This window comes from Aquabacter cavernae, assembly GCF_003993795.1.
Lineage (GTDB): Bacteria > Pseudomonadota > Alphaproteobacteria > Rhizobiales > Xanthobacteraceae > Aquabacter > Aquabacter cavernae.
The window spans coordinates 1,143,011-1,159,577 of sequence record NZ_RWKV01000008.1 but is presented as its reverse complement, the minus strand read 5'-3'; the positions used below and the strand labels follow the sequence as shown (position 1 = coordinate 1,159,577).

Annotated in this window: 15 protein-coding genes; 6 read left to right on the top strand and 9 right to left on the bottom strand. The window is 66.9% G+C overall.

What is annotated here, in order from left to right:
• Positions 1-188 precede the first annotated feature (188 nt).
• Complete coding sequence (locus tag EJJ38_RS10080; protein ID WP_127089934.1) at positions 189-1,826, top strand: hypothetical protein; 1,638 nt, start codon at positions 189-191, stop codon at positions 1,824-1,826.
• Between the two features lie 42 nt (positions 1,827-1,868).
• On the opposite strand, the gene EJJ38_RS10075 is transcribed toward EJJ38_RS10080, so the two are convergent.
• The 4 genes from EJJ38_RS10075 to msrB form a co-directional block, all read right to left on the bottom strand.
• Positions 1,869-2,075, bottom strand: a complete 207-nt coding sequence (locus tag EJJ38_RS10075; RefSeq protein ID WP_127089933.1) for a hypothetical protein — start codon at positions 2,073-2,075, stop codon at positions 1,869-1,871.
• Between the two features lie 371 nt (positions 2,076-2,446).
• Positions 2,447-5,395, bottom strand: a complete 2,949-nt coding sequence (locus tag EJJ38_RS10070) for a DUF4114 domain-containing protein (RefSeq protein ID WP_127089932.1) — start codon at positions 5,393-5,395, stop codon at positions 2,447-2,449.
• 76 nt (positions 5,396-5,471) lie between these two features.
• Positions 5,472-7,583: a S9 family peptidase gene (locus EJJ38_RS10065; protein ID WP_127089931.1), complete on the bottom strand. Its 2,112-nt coding sequence runs from the start codon at positions 7,581-7,583 to the stop codon at positions 5,472-5,474.
• Positions 7,580-8,008 (bottom strand): peptide-methionine (R)-S-oxide reductase MsrB, encoded by a 429-nt coding sequence (msrB, locus tag EJJ38_RS10060; RefSeq protein ID WP_127089930.1) that lies wholly within the window; start codon positions 8,006-8,008, stop codon positions 7,580-7,582. Before msrB ends, EJJ38_RS10065 begins: the two co-directional genes overlap by 4 nt.
• A 380-nt stretch (positions 8,009-8,388) precedes the next feature.
• On the opposite strand from msrB, the gene EJJ38_RS10055 reads away from it, so the two are divergent.
• The 4 genes from EJJ38_RS10055 to EJJ38_RS10040 all read left to right on the top strand — a co-directional run bounded on the left by EJJ38_RS10055 (position 8,389) and on the right by EJJ38_RS10040 (position 11,114).
• A complete protein-coding gene (locus tag EJJ38_RS10055; protein ID WP_127089929.1) occupies positions 8,389-8,805 on the top strand; it encodes a Ros/MucR family transcriptional regulator in 417 nt (138 codons plus the stop codon).
• A 608-nt stretch (positions 8,806-9,413) separates the two neighbouring features.
• Positions 9,414-9,764, top strand: a complete 351-nt coding sequence (locus EJJ38_RS10050; protein WP_127089928.1) for a hypothetical protein — start codon at positions 9,414-9,416, stop codon at positions 9,762-9,764.
• Entirely contained in the window at positions 9,758-10,324 is a 567-nt protein-coding gene (locus EJJ38_RS10045) for a DUF6456 domain-containing protein (RefSeq protein ID WP_420836873.1), read from the top strand. The genes EJJ38_RS10050 and EJJ38_RS10045 overlap by 7 nt, the downstream gene beginning before the upstream one ends.
• Positions 10,325-10,745: 421 nt before the next feature.
• On the top strand, positions 10,746-11,114 hold the full coding sequence (locus tag EJJ38_RS10040) for a DUF805 domain-containing protein (protein WP_127089927.1): 369 nt from the start codon (positions 10,746-10,748) through the stop codon (positions 11,112-11,114).
• 271 nt (positions 11,115-11,385) lie between these two features.
• On the opposite strand, the gene EJJ38_RS10035 is transcribed toward EJJ38_RS10040, so the two are convergent.
• A complete protein-coding gene (locus EJJ38_RS10035) occupies positions 11,386-11,799 on the bottom strand; it encodes a SufE family protein (protein WP_127089926.1) in 414 nt (137 codons plus the stop codon).
• A gap of 213 nt (positions 11,800-12,012) precedes the next feature.
• The gene (locus tag EJJ38_RS10030; RefSeq protein ID WP_127089925.1) at positions 12,013-12,456 is read right to left on the bottom strand and encodes a DUF5330 domain-containing protein; all 444 of its coding nucleotides are present in this window, start codon (positions 12,454-12,456) and stop codon (positions 12,013-12,015) included.
• 229 nt (positions 12,457-12,685) lie between these two features.
• On the opposite strand from EJJ38_RS10030, the gene EJJ38_RS10025 reads away from it, so the two are divergent.
• Positions 12,686-13,264 carry a TetR/AcrR family transcriptional regulator gene (locus EJJ38_RS10025; RefSeq protein WP_127089924.1) on the top strand — a complete coding sequence of 193 codons (579 nt, stop codon included), beginning with the start codon at positions 12,686-12,688 and terminating at the stop codon, positions 13,262-13,264.
• A 231-nt stretch (positions 13,265-13,495) separates the two neighbouring features.
• Here EJJ38_RS10025 and EJJ38_RS10020 read toward each other — a convergent pair whose 3' ends face one another.
• From EJJ38_RS10020 to EJJ38_RS10010, 3 genes are all read right to left on the bottom strand, one after another.
• On the bottom strand, positions 13,496-14,902 hold the full coding sequence (locus EJJ38_RS10020; RefSeq protein WP_127089923.1) for a TRAP transporter large permease: 1,407 nt from the start codon (positions 14,900-14,902) through the stop codon (positions 13,496-13,498).
• Between the two features lies 1 nt (position 14,903).
• Positions 14,904-15,485, bottom strand: coding sequence for a TRAP transporter small permease (locus EJJ38_RS10015; protein ID WP_127089922.1), 582 nt, complete (start codon positions 15,483-15,485; stop codon positions 14,904-14,906).
• A gap of 71 nt (positions 15,486-15,556) precedes the next feature.
• The gene (locus EJJ38_RS10010) at positions 15,557-16,549 is read right to left on the bottom strand and encodes a sialic acid TRAP transporter substrate-binding protein SiaP (protein ID WP_127089921.1); all 993 of its coding nucleotides are present in this window, start codon (positions 16,547-16,549) and stop codon (positions 15,557-15,559) included.
• Between the last annotated feature and the right edge of the window lie 18 nt (positions 16,550-16,567).

Here is a 16,567-nt window from a genome sequence, read left to right as displayed (position 1 = left end):
ACGGACAGGACCGTGCGTGGTCACATTCGCGCTCCGCGAACGGGCGCCCACGCGCGGAGGGCTAGAGCGCTTCAGCCTTTCATGGAAACGCCGAAGCGCTCTATCTCTTTATTTTTCCGCGTTTCCTTCACGCGAACCGCTTCACACTTCGCTCGGAAACGCTCTAAGCGGGGGCGAACAGGTCGGCCATGACGTCATTGAAGCTCCGCATGGCCGTGGCCCATTTCGGCCCCCGTGCCCTGGCCCTGTTGGGCTTCGCGCTGGCCTTCGCCGCCGGGCTGTTCGCGTGCCGCCGCTCCATCTTCCAGGACGAGGGCGCCGTCGTCCTCAATTTCGCGGTGGGCTTCTGGGGCTTCTTCTCGCCGCTGCCCTATTACGATCAGGCCGCACCCCCGCTCTCCATGGCGGTGCTGTCGGCCATCTACCATCTGGTGGGCGGCAATCTCGATCTTACCCGCGTGGGCCTGCTCGTTCTCAGCATGGCCTTCTTCGCCGGAACCCTGCTCGTGGCGCTGCGGCGGCGCGATCTCGGGATGGTCTACGGCCTGCTGATCCTGCTCGCCATCCGCCCGGTGCTGCTCAATGCCACCGAGCTGAAGCAATATATCTTCGAGGTGATGTTCGCCGTCGCCCTCATCCTGATGCATTGGGCGCGCGGACGGGATTATTCGCCGGGCTACCTCGCCGCCTTCCTGGCGGTGGCCCTGGTCTCCATCCTGTTCTCCTTCTCCAGCATGTTCATCGTGGTGCCGGTGATGTTCGACATCATCATCTGCCGGGAGAATAAGGGGCGGCGGCTTCTGTGGATCGGCGGCGCCGCGCTCTTCTGCCTGGTCTGGGTCGCCACCTATCTCACCCTGGTGAAGCCGCTCGTCGCGCTCCAGTTCATCAATTACGGCAAGGAATATGGGGGGCTCACCCTCCTGAACGTGCTGATGAACCGGGACATGACGTCCCTCTCAATCATGCTGCGGGAGGTGCGGGGCATCGGCCCCCATCTGTTCCTGGTGGTAGCCGTCCCGGTCCTGCTGCTGCTCTGGTGGCGCGCGCCCAAGCCCCTGAAGGACCGCATCTGGCCGCCTCTGAGCGAGGCGCTGGCGGCGCGGCATGCGCCCGCCCGGCTGCTGCTGTATGTCTGCGGCGGGCTCGGCGCGCTCAATCTGGCGGGCATCTATCCCTTCTCCACCACGCGGCAATTGCTCTATGTGTCGCCGGTCATCGCCCTGTTCCTGGGCTGGCTGACGGTGCGCATGCTGAAGGCGTTCGGCCTCTCGGCCCCGGCGCGCATCCTGGCGCTGGGCGTGATGATCGCCCCCGGCATGCTCTACAATCTCGTGGAGGCGGAGCGCACGTCCTACGTGAAGACCGACGTGTGGGACCTCTATCAGTTCATCAAGAAGAACGGATACAAGCACGTCGTCTCATGGGTGGTGTTCGATCCCACCATCCATGTCTTCTACCGGGATGACACGGACAAGTCGTTCGAGGTGAAGGGCCTGCTCAACCCGGCCTCCGCCCCCAATCTCTCGGTCGCGGAACTGAAGCGGCGGCTGGAGGCGGATGACGACGACATCCCCAACCAGCTCTGGTCCGTGCTGAAGCGGGAAGAGGATTTCCGCACCTATGTGGACTGGGTGGTGCGCCGCGTGACCCGCAACGCCGTCACGCTCATCGCCACCGTGGAGATCTTCCCCTATCAGGAAGTCCAGCTCATGGACGCGCTGAAGGCGGCGGGCTGCACGGGCAAGGCGGTGTTCGAGGAAAAGGCGGTCAAGGCCTTTGAGGTTCATTGCGACGGTCCCGCGCCGCCCCGTCCCGCGCAATAGGGCCGGGCATCCATCGTCGCGCCCGGGCCGGGCGCGCGTCTCTCAATCGCCCATATCCACGGCCCCGGTATTCACCAGGGTGGCGTATTGCAGCGCCAGTTCGCGAATGCGCGGCCGTGCGAGGCTGATGTCCTGCCGGGCGATGGCCTGCTCAAGCGACAGGACCGATGCGGCCAGCACATGGCTGCGCCGGATCGAGTCGGAGGGGCTGGATTCGAGAGCCGTGTAGTCCCGGAGCGAAACGCCCATGCCATCAGCCATTTCGTGCTGCGAGAGCCTGAGCGATTGCCTCAAGAGCCTCAACTCTGATCCGGTCATTGCGGCGTCCTTGGTCTGTCTCGTCTTGTCGGAGACTGGTGAGCCGGGGGCTTGTCCCGACCGTGCCTGCGGAAGAATGCAGGCCCTCCCAAGACTGAAAATGCGCAAAGGTCATGTGGTTGTAAACGCGACTGTACAATTTCCGCGTCGTTCTCCGCCACGGAAAACCTGCGGTCATGCGGCGGGCGGGCCGGTCTCCGGCGAAGGTTCAGGTCAGGGCAGTCTGGGTCGAAATGGCGACGTCAGGCGTGTCCGGCGGCCCCGGTCGAGAGGCCGGGCCGCCGGGTCGTGGAGGCCGCGCGTCAGATCAGCCAGCCGCTGCCCGCCGCGCTGGTGAAGTCGAGCTGCACCACCAGGTCGTTATAGTCCTGGTCGCCGCCGCCATAGAGGTCTTCCCAGCCCCAGGTGTTGAGGCCGTAATTCCATAGATGGCCTACATATTCGCCGTTCACCTGCTCGTTCGCCTGGGCGAAGGCGTAATAGGTGTGGCCTGCGCTGGTGAGCATCATGGCGATGAGGTCGCCCGCATCCACATTGGTCAGGAAGGCCTGGCTCTGCACGCCGAAGCCCTGGCCGGAAATCGCGGTGTCGCCGTCCGTGGTGGAATAGGCGCGGGCCTGCACGGCGGCCGCATAGCCCGCCTCGCCGGGATCGATGCCGCCGATGGTGCCGTTGAAGTCGTCCACCTTGTAGAAGGTAATGGCGCTGTCATTCACGCCGCTCTGGCGCATGCGCACCACGGCCATCTGGTCGTCCGCGGCGTTCGCCGTCTCGGCGATGGCGATGGGGCGGGCCACCTGGACGGCGCTGTCCTGGGCGTCGTTCACATAGTCCACGAAGCCGAACTGGCTGGTGAGGCTCATCTGCGGCTGGCCCGCATCGGCCCCGCCGATGGAGATGCCCACGCTGGTGCCCACCGCCACCTGCGCCTGATAGAGCGACCCCTGGGAGAAGCCGTCGAACAGGGTCACGAGATCGTTGGAGAAGTCCGCCTGCACAACCTGCTGGGCGAGCTGGTTGGTCCAGGCATAGGCGGCGGACTGGAGGCCGGAGAAGCTCACAGTGGACGTGCCCAGTTCCAGCGCCCAGGCGGTGTCGGAGGCGAAGATGGGCTGGAACAGCAGGCTCTGGCTCGCCCCGCTCACATTGAATGTGGGGGAGGAGGGATCGCTCGGGTCCACCGGCTGGGCGATCAGCACGTCCGGCTGGTCCGCGAACGACATCTGCGCATGGGCGATGGAGAGCAGCGCGCGCGCCAGCACCGTGCCGTTGGGCGTGCCCAGGCCCGACACGAGGTCATAGCCGGGGGCCGCCTCGAAGCCGTAGCCCGTGGGCGTGATGGCCTCGCCGTTGCTCGTATAGTCCCCGCCCTGGGAGAAGCTCGATATGTTGTTGCCGAACTGGATGTCGTTGAACGCGGCGGGCGCGATGGCCGAGGCGATATAGAGCAGGTCGGTCATATAGCCGAGCTGCGGCAGGCCCTGGTCCGCGAAGATGGTGTTGATCTGCACCGCCAGCGAAGCCCAGAGCGGTGTCGCGGCGCTGGTGCCGCCTTCCTCCGTCAGGCCCTCCATGGAGCCGTCCGGCGTCCAGTAATAGAGATTGCCGCCCGCATTGGCCGACACGTCCGGCAGGCCGCGCCCCTGGCCGGGAAACGGCGTGTTCGCGGCGGTGGGGGTGAGGCCGTAGGCCAACTGGTAGGAGGGTGTCGGCTGGGTGGTGTCCACGCCGCCGGAGGACGTGTTGTTCTGCTGGTAGCCGCCCTCGATGATGGTGCGGCTGTTGCCGTCCACGTAATATTCGTTCCACACCGCCTCAAGGAAGGTGTTCGCGTCCGTGGCGTCCTGCGGCAGGGTGGTGAGGCCGCCCTGGACGAGGCGCCAGAGCACCGCGCGGTCGCTCTGCTCGGCCAGCTGGAGCATCCAGGTCAGCGTGCTGTCCAGCTCCGCCTGCTGGGTGGTGGAGATGGAGGTGCCGCCCACCAGCACCGTGTAGGGGCTGGCATAATTGTATTCCAGATTGGTGAGGCCGTTGCCCAGCTCATTGCCCGAGCCGCCGTCGCCCAGGGCCGTGAACACGCTCTTGTTCATGAGCACGGCGTCGATCATCAACTGCCAATAGGCGGCGTAGAAGGGCGAATCCGGGGAGGGGGCCTGGAGGTCGCCGAAGGAGGAGGACAGGACGGCCGGATTGATCCAGCCGGCGGGAACCCCGGCCGGCGTCTGCCAGATGGCGCTCTGATAGGCGGTGAAGGTGCTGGCATCGGCGGCGCCGTTATAGCCGGAGCCCACATAGAGGGCGATGTCGCTGTTGGGGTTGATGGCGCTGACCATCCCCACGTCCAGCGAGCGCTCGCCTTCCGCGCCGCTGCCATATTCCTGGCCCGAGGCGCCCTGCGTGTAGGCGGTGCCGGTGCCGATGACGCCCATCTTCTCGTAATAGCGCTCCAGGTAATACTGGAAGTCGTGCTCGGCCGAGGCCCGCAGGGCGGTGCCGATGCCCGGCTCGATCAGGCCGATGGCACCCGTCTGTACGTCCGAGAAGTTGGCCAGCGGGAAATTGTAATAGTCGCTGGCGGCCACCTGCGGGTTCTGGGCGGCGTTCTGGCCGAGCGTGCCCAACTGGTTGCCGATGCTCTGGCTGCCGTCCGGCAGTGTCACGGAGACGCCCGGCGCGAGATTGTCGGCCGGGGGAATATTTTCCGTGTCCAGCCACAGGCCCACCACGCCGGCCTCTTCCGGCAGGCTGAGATTGCCGTTCCAGAACAGGAACTGGCCCTCGGTGGGGGAATTGGCGAGATAGAGGTCGGTGCCGAACAGGTCCTTGAAGCTGGCGGCGTCCAGCTCCACCCAGATGGTGCGGGAGGCGGCGGAGGACACATAGTCCCCGTTCGCGTCGCTGCCGCTCAGGCCGAGAACGGTATAGGTGCGCGAAGCGGGATTGCTCCCGCCCAGATAGTCCAGGACCTCATTATACTGGTCCTGGTCCGCCCCATACATGGCGAAGATTTCGTCCTGGGTCATGGAGCCCAGGATCTGCTGGCGGGTGGCCCAGTCTGCGGCCAGCAGCGCCGCCGGATCCGTGGCCCGATCCAGGATCAGCGCCACATTGATCTTCCAGCTCGCATCCGGCGTGGTGATTTCGCCCGCGGTCAGGTCCCAGGCCTGCGTGACGGTGGTGACGCCCGGCGCGACCACCCCGTATCCGGTGAAGTCGAGATAAGACGAATTCGCGATCTCTGCGATAGCCATAGGGTCCCCCGTCCCTTTGGATACGATGTCCTGCGGGATTTATAGTCGGGGACGGGGGACCGCTAAAGGACTCTTTTCACGAACCGCGACCGGCGCCTATTCCTCCGGCCACCTTCAGGGCGAAGGCATAGATGAGGGCAACTTCTTCCAGCCGGTCGAAGCGGCCGGCGGCGCCGCCATGGCCCGCATCCATGTTGGTGCGCAGCAGAAGCGGGCCTGAACCCGTATTCGCCTCCCGCAGCCGCGCCATCCAGCGGGCGGGCTCCCAATAGGTGACGCGGGGGTCCGTGAGGCCCGCCAAGGCGAAGATGGCGGGGTAGGCACGGGGGGCCACATTGTCCACGGGGGAATAGGCGCGGATGCGCAGGAACGCCTCCTCGCTGGCGATGGGATTGCCCCATTCCGGCCATTCGGGCGGGGTGAGGGGCAAGGTGTCGTCCAGCATGGTGGCGAGCACGTCCACGAACGGCACCTCCGCCACGATCCCGGTGAACAGGTCCGGCCGCAGGTTGGAGATGGCGCCCATGAGCATGCCGCCCGCCGAGCCGCCATGGGCGACGATGCGGTCCGCCGTGGTGATCTTCTCGCGCACCAGATGCTCGGCGGCGGCGATGAAGTCCGTGAAGGTGTTGGTCTTCTTGTCCAGCTTGCCGTCCGCATACCAGCGCCAGCCTTTGTCCGTGCCGCCGCGCACATGGGCGATGGCATAGACGAAGCCGCGATCCACCAGGCTCAGGCGGTTCGTGGAGAAATTGGCGGGCATGGCGATGCCGTAGGCGCCGTAGCCGTAGAGCAGGCAGGGCGCCGACCCATCCAGCGCCGTCCCGGCGCGGTAGAGCAGGGTGACGGGCACGCTCTCGCCGTCACCGGCGGGGGCGAACAGGCGGCGGGTGACATAGTCGGCCGGCTCATGGCCGCTCGGCACCTCCTGGCGCTTCAGCAGGGTGCGCCCGCGGCTGTGCATGTCATAGGCCCACAATTCCGCGGGCGTGGTCATGGAGGCGTAGCTGAAGCGCAGTTGTGCCGTGTCGAACTGGTAGCCGTCGTCGATGCCCAGCGCATAGGCTTCTTCCGCGAAGGCGATGGAATGCTCTTCGGAGGAAAACACCGTGCGGATGACGATGCGCGGCAGCCCGTCCTCGCGCTCCAGGCGCACCAGGAAGCCGCGATAGGCCACCTGGCTCAGGATCATGCGGCCGGGCCTGTGGGGCACGAGGTCGCGCCAGAAGTCGCGGCCGGGCGTGGCGCTGGGCGCCATGACGATCTTGAAGTCCTCGGCCTCGTCCGCATTGGTGAGGATGACGAGCTGGTCCTCCCCGCCGAGGTCGGGATGGTGCTCCACCTCGTAGCGCACGCCAGGGCTGCGCGGCGCCACCACGCGGGGCGGCGCTTCCGGCGCCATGAGGTCGAGGAGATGGACTTCCGAGGTCTCATGATCGCCGCAGGCGATGAGGCCGAAGCGGTGCGACTGGGTCTCGGCGAGGGAGACGAAGAAACCCTTGTCCGCCTCCGCATAGATCAACTCGTCTTCGGACGCATTGTCGCCCAGCCGGTGGCGGTAGACCTTGGAGGGGCGGTGCTCGGCATCGCGGCGGATGTAATAGAGGAAGGCGCCGTCTTGCGACCAGAGCAGGTCGCCGGTGGTCTCCTCGATGCGGTCCGGCAGGTCGGCGCCGGTCGTAAGGTCGCGCACGCCGATGACATGCAGTTCCGATCCCTGCTCGTCCACCGCATAGGCAAGCCGCGCATGGTCCGGGCTGTGGCGCACATGGCCGAGATGGAAATAGGCCCGTCCTTCCGCCATGCGGTCGCCGTCCAGCAGGATGGCTTCCTCGCCCTCGGGCAAAGGCTTGCGGCAGATGAGCGGATGCTGCCCGCCGGTGCGGTGGCGGGTGTAGTAGGCGAACGGCCCGTCGGGGGAGGGCACGCCCGCATCGTCTTCCTTGATGCGCCCGCGCATTTCCGTGAGAAGCTGCGTCTTCAGCTCCGCCTCGGGCGCGAAATAGGCGTCGCTATAGGTATTCTCGGCTTCCAGATAGGCGCGGATGTCCGCGTCCAGAACGGTGGGATCGCGCATCACCTCGCGCCAGTTCTCGGCCCGGAGCCAGGCATAATCGTCGGCGAGGGTGACCCCGTGGACATTGCGCGTGGTGGGGCGGCGCTGGGCGCGGGGCGGCTCAGCGGTCATTGGCCGTCCTCGCCCGCATCCGTCGCGAGGGCGAGCGCCGTGCCGTTCATGCAGAAGCGCAGGCCCGTGGGGCGCGGGCCGTCCGGGAAGACGTGGCCCAGATGGCTCTCGCAGCGCGCGCAGCGGATCTCCACGCGCCGCATGCCGTGGGAGACATCCTCATGGCTGGAAATGGCGTCCGCGGAGACCGGGGCGAAAAAGCTCGGCCAGCCGGTGCCGCTGTCGAACTTCGCCTCGGAGCGGAACAAAGGCGCGCCGCAGGCGACACAGGAATAAAGGCCGTCCCGCTTCTCGTCCCAATAGGGGCCGGTGAAGGCGCGCTCCGTGCCGGCCTGCCGGGCAATGCGAAACTGCTCGGGTGTGAGGCAGCTTTGCCACTCGGTCTCGGTCTTCACGATCTTCTCTGGCAGGGTTTCATCAGCCATCGAACAACCTCCCGGTCCGGCATGGCGGGCCCGCCGGGCCCGCCTGATTTGCAGTGAGGTAAGTATGGATGCGGCTTCGCGCAAGGCGCGGGGCGCCCGAGGGGCATATGCGGCATACCTGTCAGAAGTTTCACTGCACTTGCGTCTGTTAGTCCAGCGTGCGCTTTCGCAATCCAGACGAAAATATGATGGAAGAAGAGGCGCGCTTAACTCGAAAATGAACTTGCAATTCATATCTGAACAACATAACTAGCAAATACGGTGTGGACATCGAATCGCTGCGCCGATGGCGACAGGGTGAGGTTGCAGCGTTCGTCGTCGAATGCTGGCTTCAATCAGTCGGCCACTGCGAATTTCGTTCCGAACCAAAAGAAAGTGTCATGAGCGAAACAATGGAATCGACCACCTATATCGAACTGGCCGCGGACATCGTCTCTGCGTACGTCAGCAACAATTCGGTCGCGGCGGCCGATCTGCCGAGCCTCATCAGTGATGTGCATGCCGCTCTGCAGCGCGTGTCCAAGGGTGAGGCCGAGCCGGCCCCCGAGCCGCTGAAGCCGGCGGTTCCCCTGAAGAAGTCGGTGACGCCCGACTACATCATCTGCCTGGAAGACGGCAAGAAGTTCAAGTCGCTGAAGCGGCACCTGCGCACGCAGTACAATATGAGCCCCGAGCAGTATCGCGAGAAGTGGGGCCTGCCGGCCGACTATCCGATGGTGGCGCCCAACTATGCGGCTGCCCGCTCCGAGCTTGCCAAGCAGATGGGCCTCGGCCAGCAGCGTCGCCGCCGCCGCTGAGCGTTCAGCGGTCCTTGGCAGGGTGGGCCGCCGCAGGGCGGCCGACCCCGCTCAGGCACAGCATTGCTTCCGCCTTCAACGGCGCCGTCCCCCGGACGGCGCCGTTTCCTTTTCTGCCCTGCCGTTCCGGGCCCGTCCCGCATCGTCCCGCAGGGGTGCCGAACCTTGCCGCAGCAGCCTCAGCAGCGCGGCGTGCCGGGCCGCGTCATAAGCCTGCGGGGTCTGGAGGCTCGCCCTTCGACAGGCCCGCAGGGCACTGCGGAGCGCCGCCGGATCGTCGCCGGTAAAGACGGCGAGGGCGGTCATGCGCGCGGCGATGTCCGTATGGCGTCCGCCCGCTGAGAAACCCCGGATGCGCCCGCCGCGCCCCGTCGTTTGGGGCCGTGTTCGTCTGGTCATGTCCTGTCTCCCGGTTTCGCCCGTCAGTATGCGGCCGGGGCATGGGGTGTCGGATAAGTGTCCTAAGAAAAATTTCCGATTGAAGGAGCGCGTCCTCTTGGGTTACCGCTATTGTCAAATGCTTCGGCATGGTTGTAGGATTTAAATCCTAAACGGAGCCGCCAATGTCCCTTCATCCTTCTTCTCTCTCCCCGCGTCCGGCGGGGGGCATGCCCCGTGCCGCGCCACGCCAGCCGGCTGGGGCGCTCGCCGCGCTCTGCCGGGAGGTCGGGGGCTGTGCCGCCGCCGCTCCCGCCGCCGGCGCGGCACGCGGCCTTGGCCGTCAGCCCGCCTTCGCCCGCCATGTGGCCCTTTATCTCGCCCATGTGGCGTGCGGGCTGGGGCTGCGGCAGGTGGCGCGGCTCGACGGCCTCCATCCCGCATCGGTGGCCTATGCCGTCCGCCGCATCGAGGCGGCGCGGGAGAGTTCGGCCTTCGACACGCTCATGGAGCGGGCCGAGGCGCAGGTGCGGCACATGTGCAAGGGGGCTGGGGACCAATGGAGCGCCGGGCAATGGTGAGGGAGAGGGGATCCAAGGCGCGCCCGGCCGGGGCCGCCCGCGAACAGGCCCGCCGGGCGGTGTCCGCCTCGCGCGTGATGGTGGAAGGGGCGCATGGGCTCGTGGAGCTGGATCTGGCGGAAAGCCCGCTCGGCTGGCTCGCCACCCGCAAGGGCCGCGACGGGCGCGCCTTGATCAGCGCCCCCCAATTGCTGGCGGGCGAGCGGCTGCGGCTCGATTTCACCCGCGCGGGCTTGACCCCGCGCGTCACCACCAACTGGTCCCCGGCCGGGCAAGGCACGGGTGGCCCCGAAAGCTTCACCGATGCGGTGATCGCCGCCCGCAGCCGGGTCCAGGCGGCGCTGGCGGCGGTGGGGCCGGAACTGTCCGGCGCGCTGCTGGATGTCTGCTGCTTCCTCAAGGGGATCGAGCTTGTGGAGCAGGAGCGCGGCTGGCCGCCGCGCGCGGGCAAGGTGGTGCTGGGCCTCGCCCTGGACCGGCTCGCGGCCCATTACGGCCTGTCCAGCGAGGCGCGCGGGCGCGAGCGGGCGCGAACCCAATCCTGGCGCGCGCAGGTCTAGGGGGAGTGCTTGATGGAACCGCACAGGCCTGTCCCTGCGGGGCTCACCGTTCCTCCCCCTCCCGCCCGAACGCGGCTGGTGCCGAGTTCGGATGGCTGACGTGCCGAAGTCGGAAACATCCGGCTTCGATGCGGGAGAGGGGTGGGGTGAGGGGCACTCGCGCGAACGCCGGACTGGAGGCGCCAAGCGATGCCCAACCCCTCACCCGCCTCGCTGTCGCTCGGCACCCTCTCCCGCAAGAGGGGAGGGAAGACCGCCGTGCTGTTCAATCAAAACAGCAAAGACACCAAGGCCACGTTGCGGCGCGCGAACCCGGCGCGTGATCCTTGCGCGTGATCCTGGCACGCTTACGGGGAGTGACGCGCAGCCCCGGCCGGGCGATGATCGGCCGGGGATTCCTTTTCACCGGGGGCTTGGGGACATGAACGCCTATCTCGATGCCATGCGCCATTATGCGACCTTCACGGGACGCACCAGCCGCGCGGGGCTCTGGCTCTATATCCTCATCTATTTTGTGATCCTGCTGGTGGCGGGCGTGCTGGATGCGGCGCTGTTCGGCATGAATGCGGCCGATGGCGGGCCCATTTCGGCCATCGCCTCGCTTGTCCACCTCATTCCCGGCATTGCCATCGGCGTGCGGCGGCTGCACGACATCGACCGCACCGGCTGGTGGCTGCTCATCGCTTTCACCGGCATCGGCATGATCGTGCTTTTCATCTTCAACGTACTGCCCGGCACGCAGGGGCCGAACCGCTTCGGCCCCGATCCGCGCACCTACGCGCCCGCCTGAGGCGCGCGAGATCCAGGCAGGGCGCCTCCCTGCCCGGATCGTACTCTCCCGATGATTGAGAGCCCGATAACGCTTTTCCAGCGGTCTGCCTCGGCGTGTCCCGGGTATCCACGCCTCTCTGCCGAACGGGCACCCAGCGGAACCGCGTGGATGGCCGTTAGGTCTGCACGGTTGGGCATTCAAGCGGCCCGGACGGCTTTGCAAGCAGGCAACGACCTTGCCGGACCTGACAAACCGCCAGCCATCCATCGCTCAGAAGGGCGATCCGCCCTCAGAGCGCCGCCTGCGCGTCCGCGCGGATGCGGTTGATCATGGAATTGAGGCCGTTGGAGCGCTGGGGGGTCAGATGCCCTTCCAGGCCGATGCGGCGGAAGATGGCCAGCGCATCGGTGGCCAGGATCTCCTTCGGGCTGCGGCCCGAGAGCAGCGCCAGCAGAACCGCCACGAGGCCGCGCACGATATGGGCGTCGGAATCCCCCTCGAATTCCAGGATGGTTCCGCTTGGTTCGTCCCGGCGATGGGACACGAGCCACACCTGGCTCGCGCAGCCCTGGACCTTGTTCTCTTCCGTCCGCTCGGCGTCCGGGAAGGGCGGCAAAGCGCGTCCCAGTTCGATCACGAAGCGGTACCGGTCCTCCCAGTCGTCCAGCAATTCGAAATCGGCGATCAGCGCATCGACGTCCATGGGTCTACCGGGTCTCGGCGCGGACCGGTGCGGGCGCTCGGCGCCGCCGCAGGTCCGGCATGAAGGGAAAATCCGCGCAACGGGGCGAGGATGTCATGCGGCACAGGGGCCGCATGCGAAGCTTCATTATACCAAGAGGCGCGGTTCGTGCGCAGCGATCTCCGCACGGTCAATCGCCGCACGCACATGCAGCCTGCGCGCGGGCGGCCGGTCTCAGGCCGGGCGGCGCGGGGGCAGGGGGATGGAGCCCGGCGCGGGAGCGGCGGGCGCGGCGCCGGTGGGTATGGAGCCGGTGGCCTTGGGCGCATCGGCGGCGTCCCCGCCCCAGGCCGGGACCAGATCCTGCGGGGTGAGAGCATGGCCGCCGGTCTTGTCGGCGGTGGCGGGCGCGTGCGCGCCTTCGCCGATGCTGACATTGGCGAACAGCCATTCCGCGGCCGCCTGGGCCTTGTCGCCCAGATGGGACAGCAATTGCCCGCCCACGGCGCAAGCCTGAGGCTGGCGCTCGCAGAAGCCGCTGGCATCGGCGATGGCGGACTGGGCGGCGCTGAGTGCCTGCCACGCGCCGATCTGCCGCGTGCCGTCCTCCGAAGTGGAGAGCGGCAGCAGCAGCAGCACGATGCCGAGCCAGAATGCCAGTCGCAGCAGGAAGAACATCGGCGCCTCGCCCGTCCGGCCAGACACTGTGCCGGACACCCCCGAGACTATCAGACGCTCCCCGTCATCGCAGTGCCCCGCGCCCCATGACTTGCGCACATCGTTAACGCTGGCGGGCGAAATCGCCGCATCTCGCGCTGGCCGGCGCGGCCGCGTTGTGGGACCGGTTGCACCGTGATACGAGCGTCTGACAAACGATCACGATCGCGTGGGGCGCGGGATGAATTACATGCGCCGGGGCCGGGTCGCGCAGAAGCAGAAGACCCGTCAGGCTCTCCTGGATGCGGCCCGTTACTTCCTCGACCTCGGCCATTCGCCGAGCGTCACCGAGGCGGCGGACTATGCGGGCATCTCGCGCGCAACCGCCTATCGCTATTTCTCCACCCCCGAGACCCTGGCGCAGGAGGCGGCCCTCGACCGCCTCTCCACGGAGATGGAGACCATCGCCGCCGATCTTGGCCGGGACAGCGATGCCGAGCAGGCGGCAGCCGAGGCCATGGCTCGCTATCTCTCCATGGTGATGCGCAACGAGCCGCTGTTCCGGGCCTATATGGCGCTGGCGGCGCGCGGCGACGGGGCCTCCGCTTTGGGCAGCCGCCGCCTGCGCTGGCTCCGCGCGGCCTTCGCCCCCCTGGCGCAGGCCATGCCCCAGGCGCGCTTCGAGCGGCTGCTGACCGCGCTCAGCGTGCTCGCCGGCATCGAGACGGTGGTGGTGCTGCGCGATGTCTGCGAACTCTCCAGCGAGGACACGGAAGAGACCGTGCGCTGGATGGTGAGCGCCCTGGTACGCGCCTCGCTGGAAGTGTGAGGCGGGGCGGGCAGGCTCCATCCCTTCCCGCCACAGCTCTTCCCGATTTCCCCCTCCCCGGCCCTCCCCCGCAAGCGGGAGAGGGGGCTGAGCGTTGCGGATGGGAAAGCGCGCCCTCCCACCGGGGTAGAACCCAGCGTTGCTTGGGCCCCAAAAGCCCTCTCCCGCTTGCGGGGGAGGGTTGGGAGGGGGCAAGGCGATGGCCCATAAGAGGAGCGGTTGGAGAGCCCCCTACCGCCCCATCCCCGCCATGCGCGGCAGCCAGAGGGTCAGCTCCGGAATGTAGGTGATGGCGATCAGCGCCAGCATCAGGGGCACCAACCAGGGCAGGATGGCGATGGTGGTACGCTCCACCGAGAGCTTCGCCACCCGCGCCAGCACGAACAGCACCATGCCCAATGGTGGATGCAGCAGGCCGATCATCAGGTTCAGCGTCATCACCAGCCCGAAATGAATGGGGTCGATGCCGAGCTTCAGCACGATGGGCAGCAGGATGGGCACCAGGATGGTGATGGCCGCGATGGTGTCGATGAAGCAGCCGACGAACAGGATGAGCAGGTTCGCCAGCAGCAGGAACACCCATTTGTTGTCGGTGAGCGAGAGGATGGCGTCGGAGAGCGCCTGCGCCGCCTGGCTGGCGGTGAGCAGCCACGCGAAGATGGAGGCCGCGGTGACGATGAACAGCACCGAGGCGGTGGTCTCGATGGTGTCGAACGTGGCCTTGGCCAGCGTGCGCATGGTCATGGACCGATAGCGCACGAGGCCGAGGAACAGCGACCAGATCACCGCCGCCACCGCCGCCTCCGTGGGCGTGAACCAGCCGAGCGTCATGCCGCCGATGAGGATGACGGGGGTCATCAGCGCCATGACGGCGGAGAAGTCGAAATACCAGTCCGCCGCGATCAGCACCGCCAGCGCGATGAGCACGGCGGCGTTGGAGGAGAGGCCGAGCGCGGTCAGCACATAGACGCCCAGCGGGAAGCAGGCCACCACGGCCACTTCCAGCGCCGCCCCGCCGAGCTGGCGCCAGGAGAATTTGGCGTCGCTGCCCCAATTGTTGCGACGGGCGAAATAGGCCACCGTCCCCATCATCAGCAGCGTCATCACCGCGCCGGGGATGAGCCCGCCCAGGAACAGCGCGCCGATGGAGACATTGGCCAGCATGCCGTAGATGACGAACGGCAAGGACGGCGGGATGATCGGCCCCAGCGTCGCCGAGGCGGCGGTGACGCCCACCGAGAATTCGGTGGAATAGCCATGGTCCTTCATGGCCTTGATCTCGATGGTGCCGAGCCCGGCGGCATCGGCGATGGCGGTGCCGGACATGCCGGAGAAGATCACCGAGCCGATGATGTTCACCTGCCCGAGGCCCCCGCGCATCCAGCCCACCAGGGCTACCGCGAAGGCATAGATGCGCCCGGTCACGCCGGCGATGTTCATGAGGTTGCCGGCCAGGATGAAGAACGGCACCGCCAGCAGCGGGAAGCTCTCCACGCCCGCGATCATGCGCTGGGCGATCACCACGTCCGGCGCCGTGCCGGTGACGAGGATATAGAGCAGCGAGGCGCCCGCCAGCGCCAGCGCCACGGGCACGCCGATGAGCATCAGCCCGAGGAAGGATCCGATGAGCAGCCACATGTCACGCCTCCAGGGCGTCGAAGGCTTCGGGGCGCTCCAGCACCCCGTAGCCGCGCCGGACATTGGCGATGGTCACCTGGACCGAGCGCACCAGCATGAGGGCGAAGGCGGCGAGCACGGCGATATAGACGAGGCCCTTGGAGGCCTCCACCATCACCATGGGCTCGTCGCCCACGAGGCCCACATAGCGCCACATGAGCCACACGGCGTAGGCGAAGAAGGCCGTGCGCAGCACGTCCACCAGCAGCGCCAGCACCCGGCCGACGCGCGGGGGCAGGAAGCGGTAGAGCAGGTCCACCTGGATGTGCCGTGACAGCCGCACGCACATGGACGCGCCCCAGAACACCACCACCACCAGCGCGTAGCTCGCCAACTCCTCGGTCCAGGCGAAGCTGTCGTTCAGCACGTAGCGGGTGAAGAACTGGAGGAAGACGAGGCCCGCCATGACCCAGAACATGATGAGCGTCAGCCAGTCCTCGACCCCATAGGTGGAGAGGTCCACGGGGGCTTCCTGCTCGAAGGTCTCGGCCAGTTCTTCGCCGGTGATGCGCGTATGGATTTCGGGGTGAGGCTGCTCGGCCATGGGGGATCCCGCGATGGAGGGGACGGGGAGGACAACCCTCTCCCGCGCCGGGCGCGGGAGAGGGGGCGCGATCACATGGTGCTCTTGAGCGCCTGGATCTTGTCCCAGTCCGCCTTGCGGTAGCCGAGGCTCTCGAAGGTGATGTTCTTGATCACCGCGTCCTTGAAGTCGGTGGTGTTCACCTCGACGATGTTGATGCCCTTGCTCTTGAAGATCTCGATCAGCTCCTTCTCGCGCGCTGCCACCTCGCCGCTGGCCTTGGCGGCGGCTTCCTGGGTCACCTCCTGGAAGATCTTGCGGTCCTCGGGCGAGAGCTTGTCCCAGAGCTGCTTGGAGAGAATGGTGTTGAGATGGTCCACGATGTGGCCGGTGAGAATGATGTTCTTCTGCACCTCGTAGAACTTCTTGGCCTCGATGGTGGTGAGCGGGTTTTCCTGCGCGTCCACGGTGCCGTTCTGGAGCGCCAGATAGACCTCGGCGAAGGCGATGGGGGCGATATTGGCGCCGCAGGCCTTGGGCATGGCGAGATAAGCGGGGGCGTCCGGCACGCGGATCTTCAGGCCCTTCATCTCCGCGCAGGTCTTGAACAGCTTGTTGGAGGTGGCCTGGCGCACGCCGTAATAGGTCACGGCGACGATCTGGTTGCCGGTCTTGTCCGCGTATCCCTTGGCGAGGTCGTTGAACACGTCGCTCTTGGCATAGGCCAGCAGGTGGTTCGCGTCGCGGAAGGTATAGGGATAATAGGTGACGCCGATGGGCGGGTAGGCCTTGGCCGCGAAGCTGGACCCGGAAATGATCATGTCCACGGTGCCCAGCGTCAGGCCCTGGTTGATGTCGCTTTCCTTGCCGAGCTGCGAGGAGGGATAGACATCGATGGTGTAGCGCCCGTTGGTGCGCTTGGCGATCTCGGCCGCCGCCCAGACCGAGGCGGTGTGGAACGGCTCGGCGGGCTCATAGACATGGGCCCATTTCAGCTTGGTCTGGGCCTGCGCGACGCCGCCACCGAGGGAAAGCGCAACGCTCAGGGCGAACGCGGCCGCAAGGCCGCGACGGGTAATGGCCATTGGTGTCCTCCCAGGTCC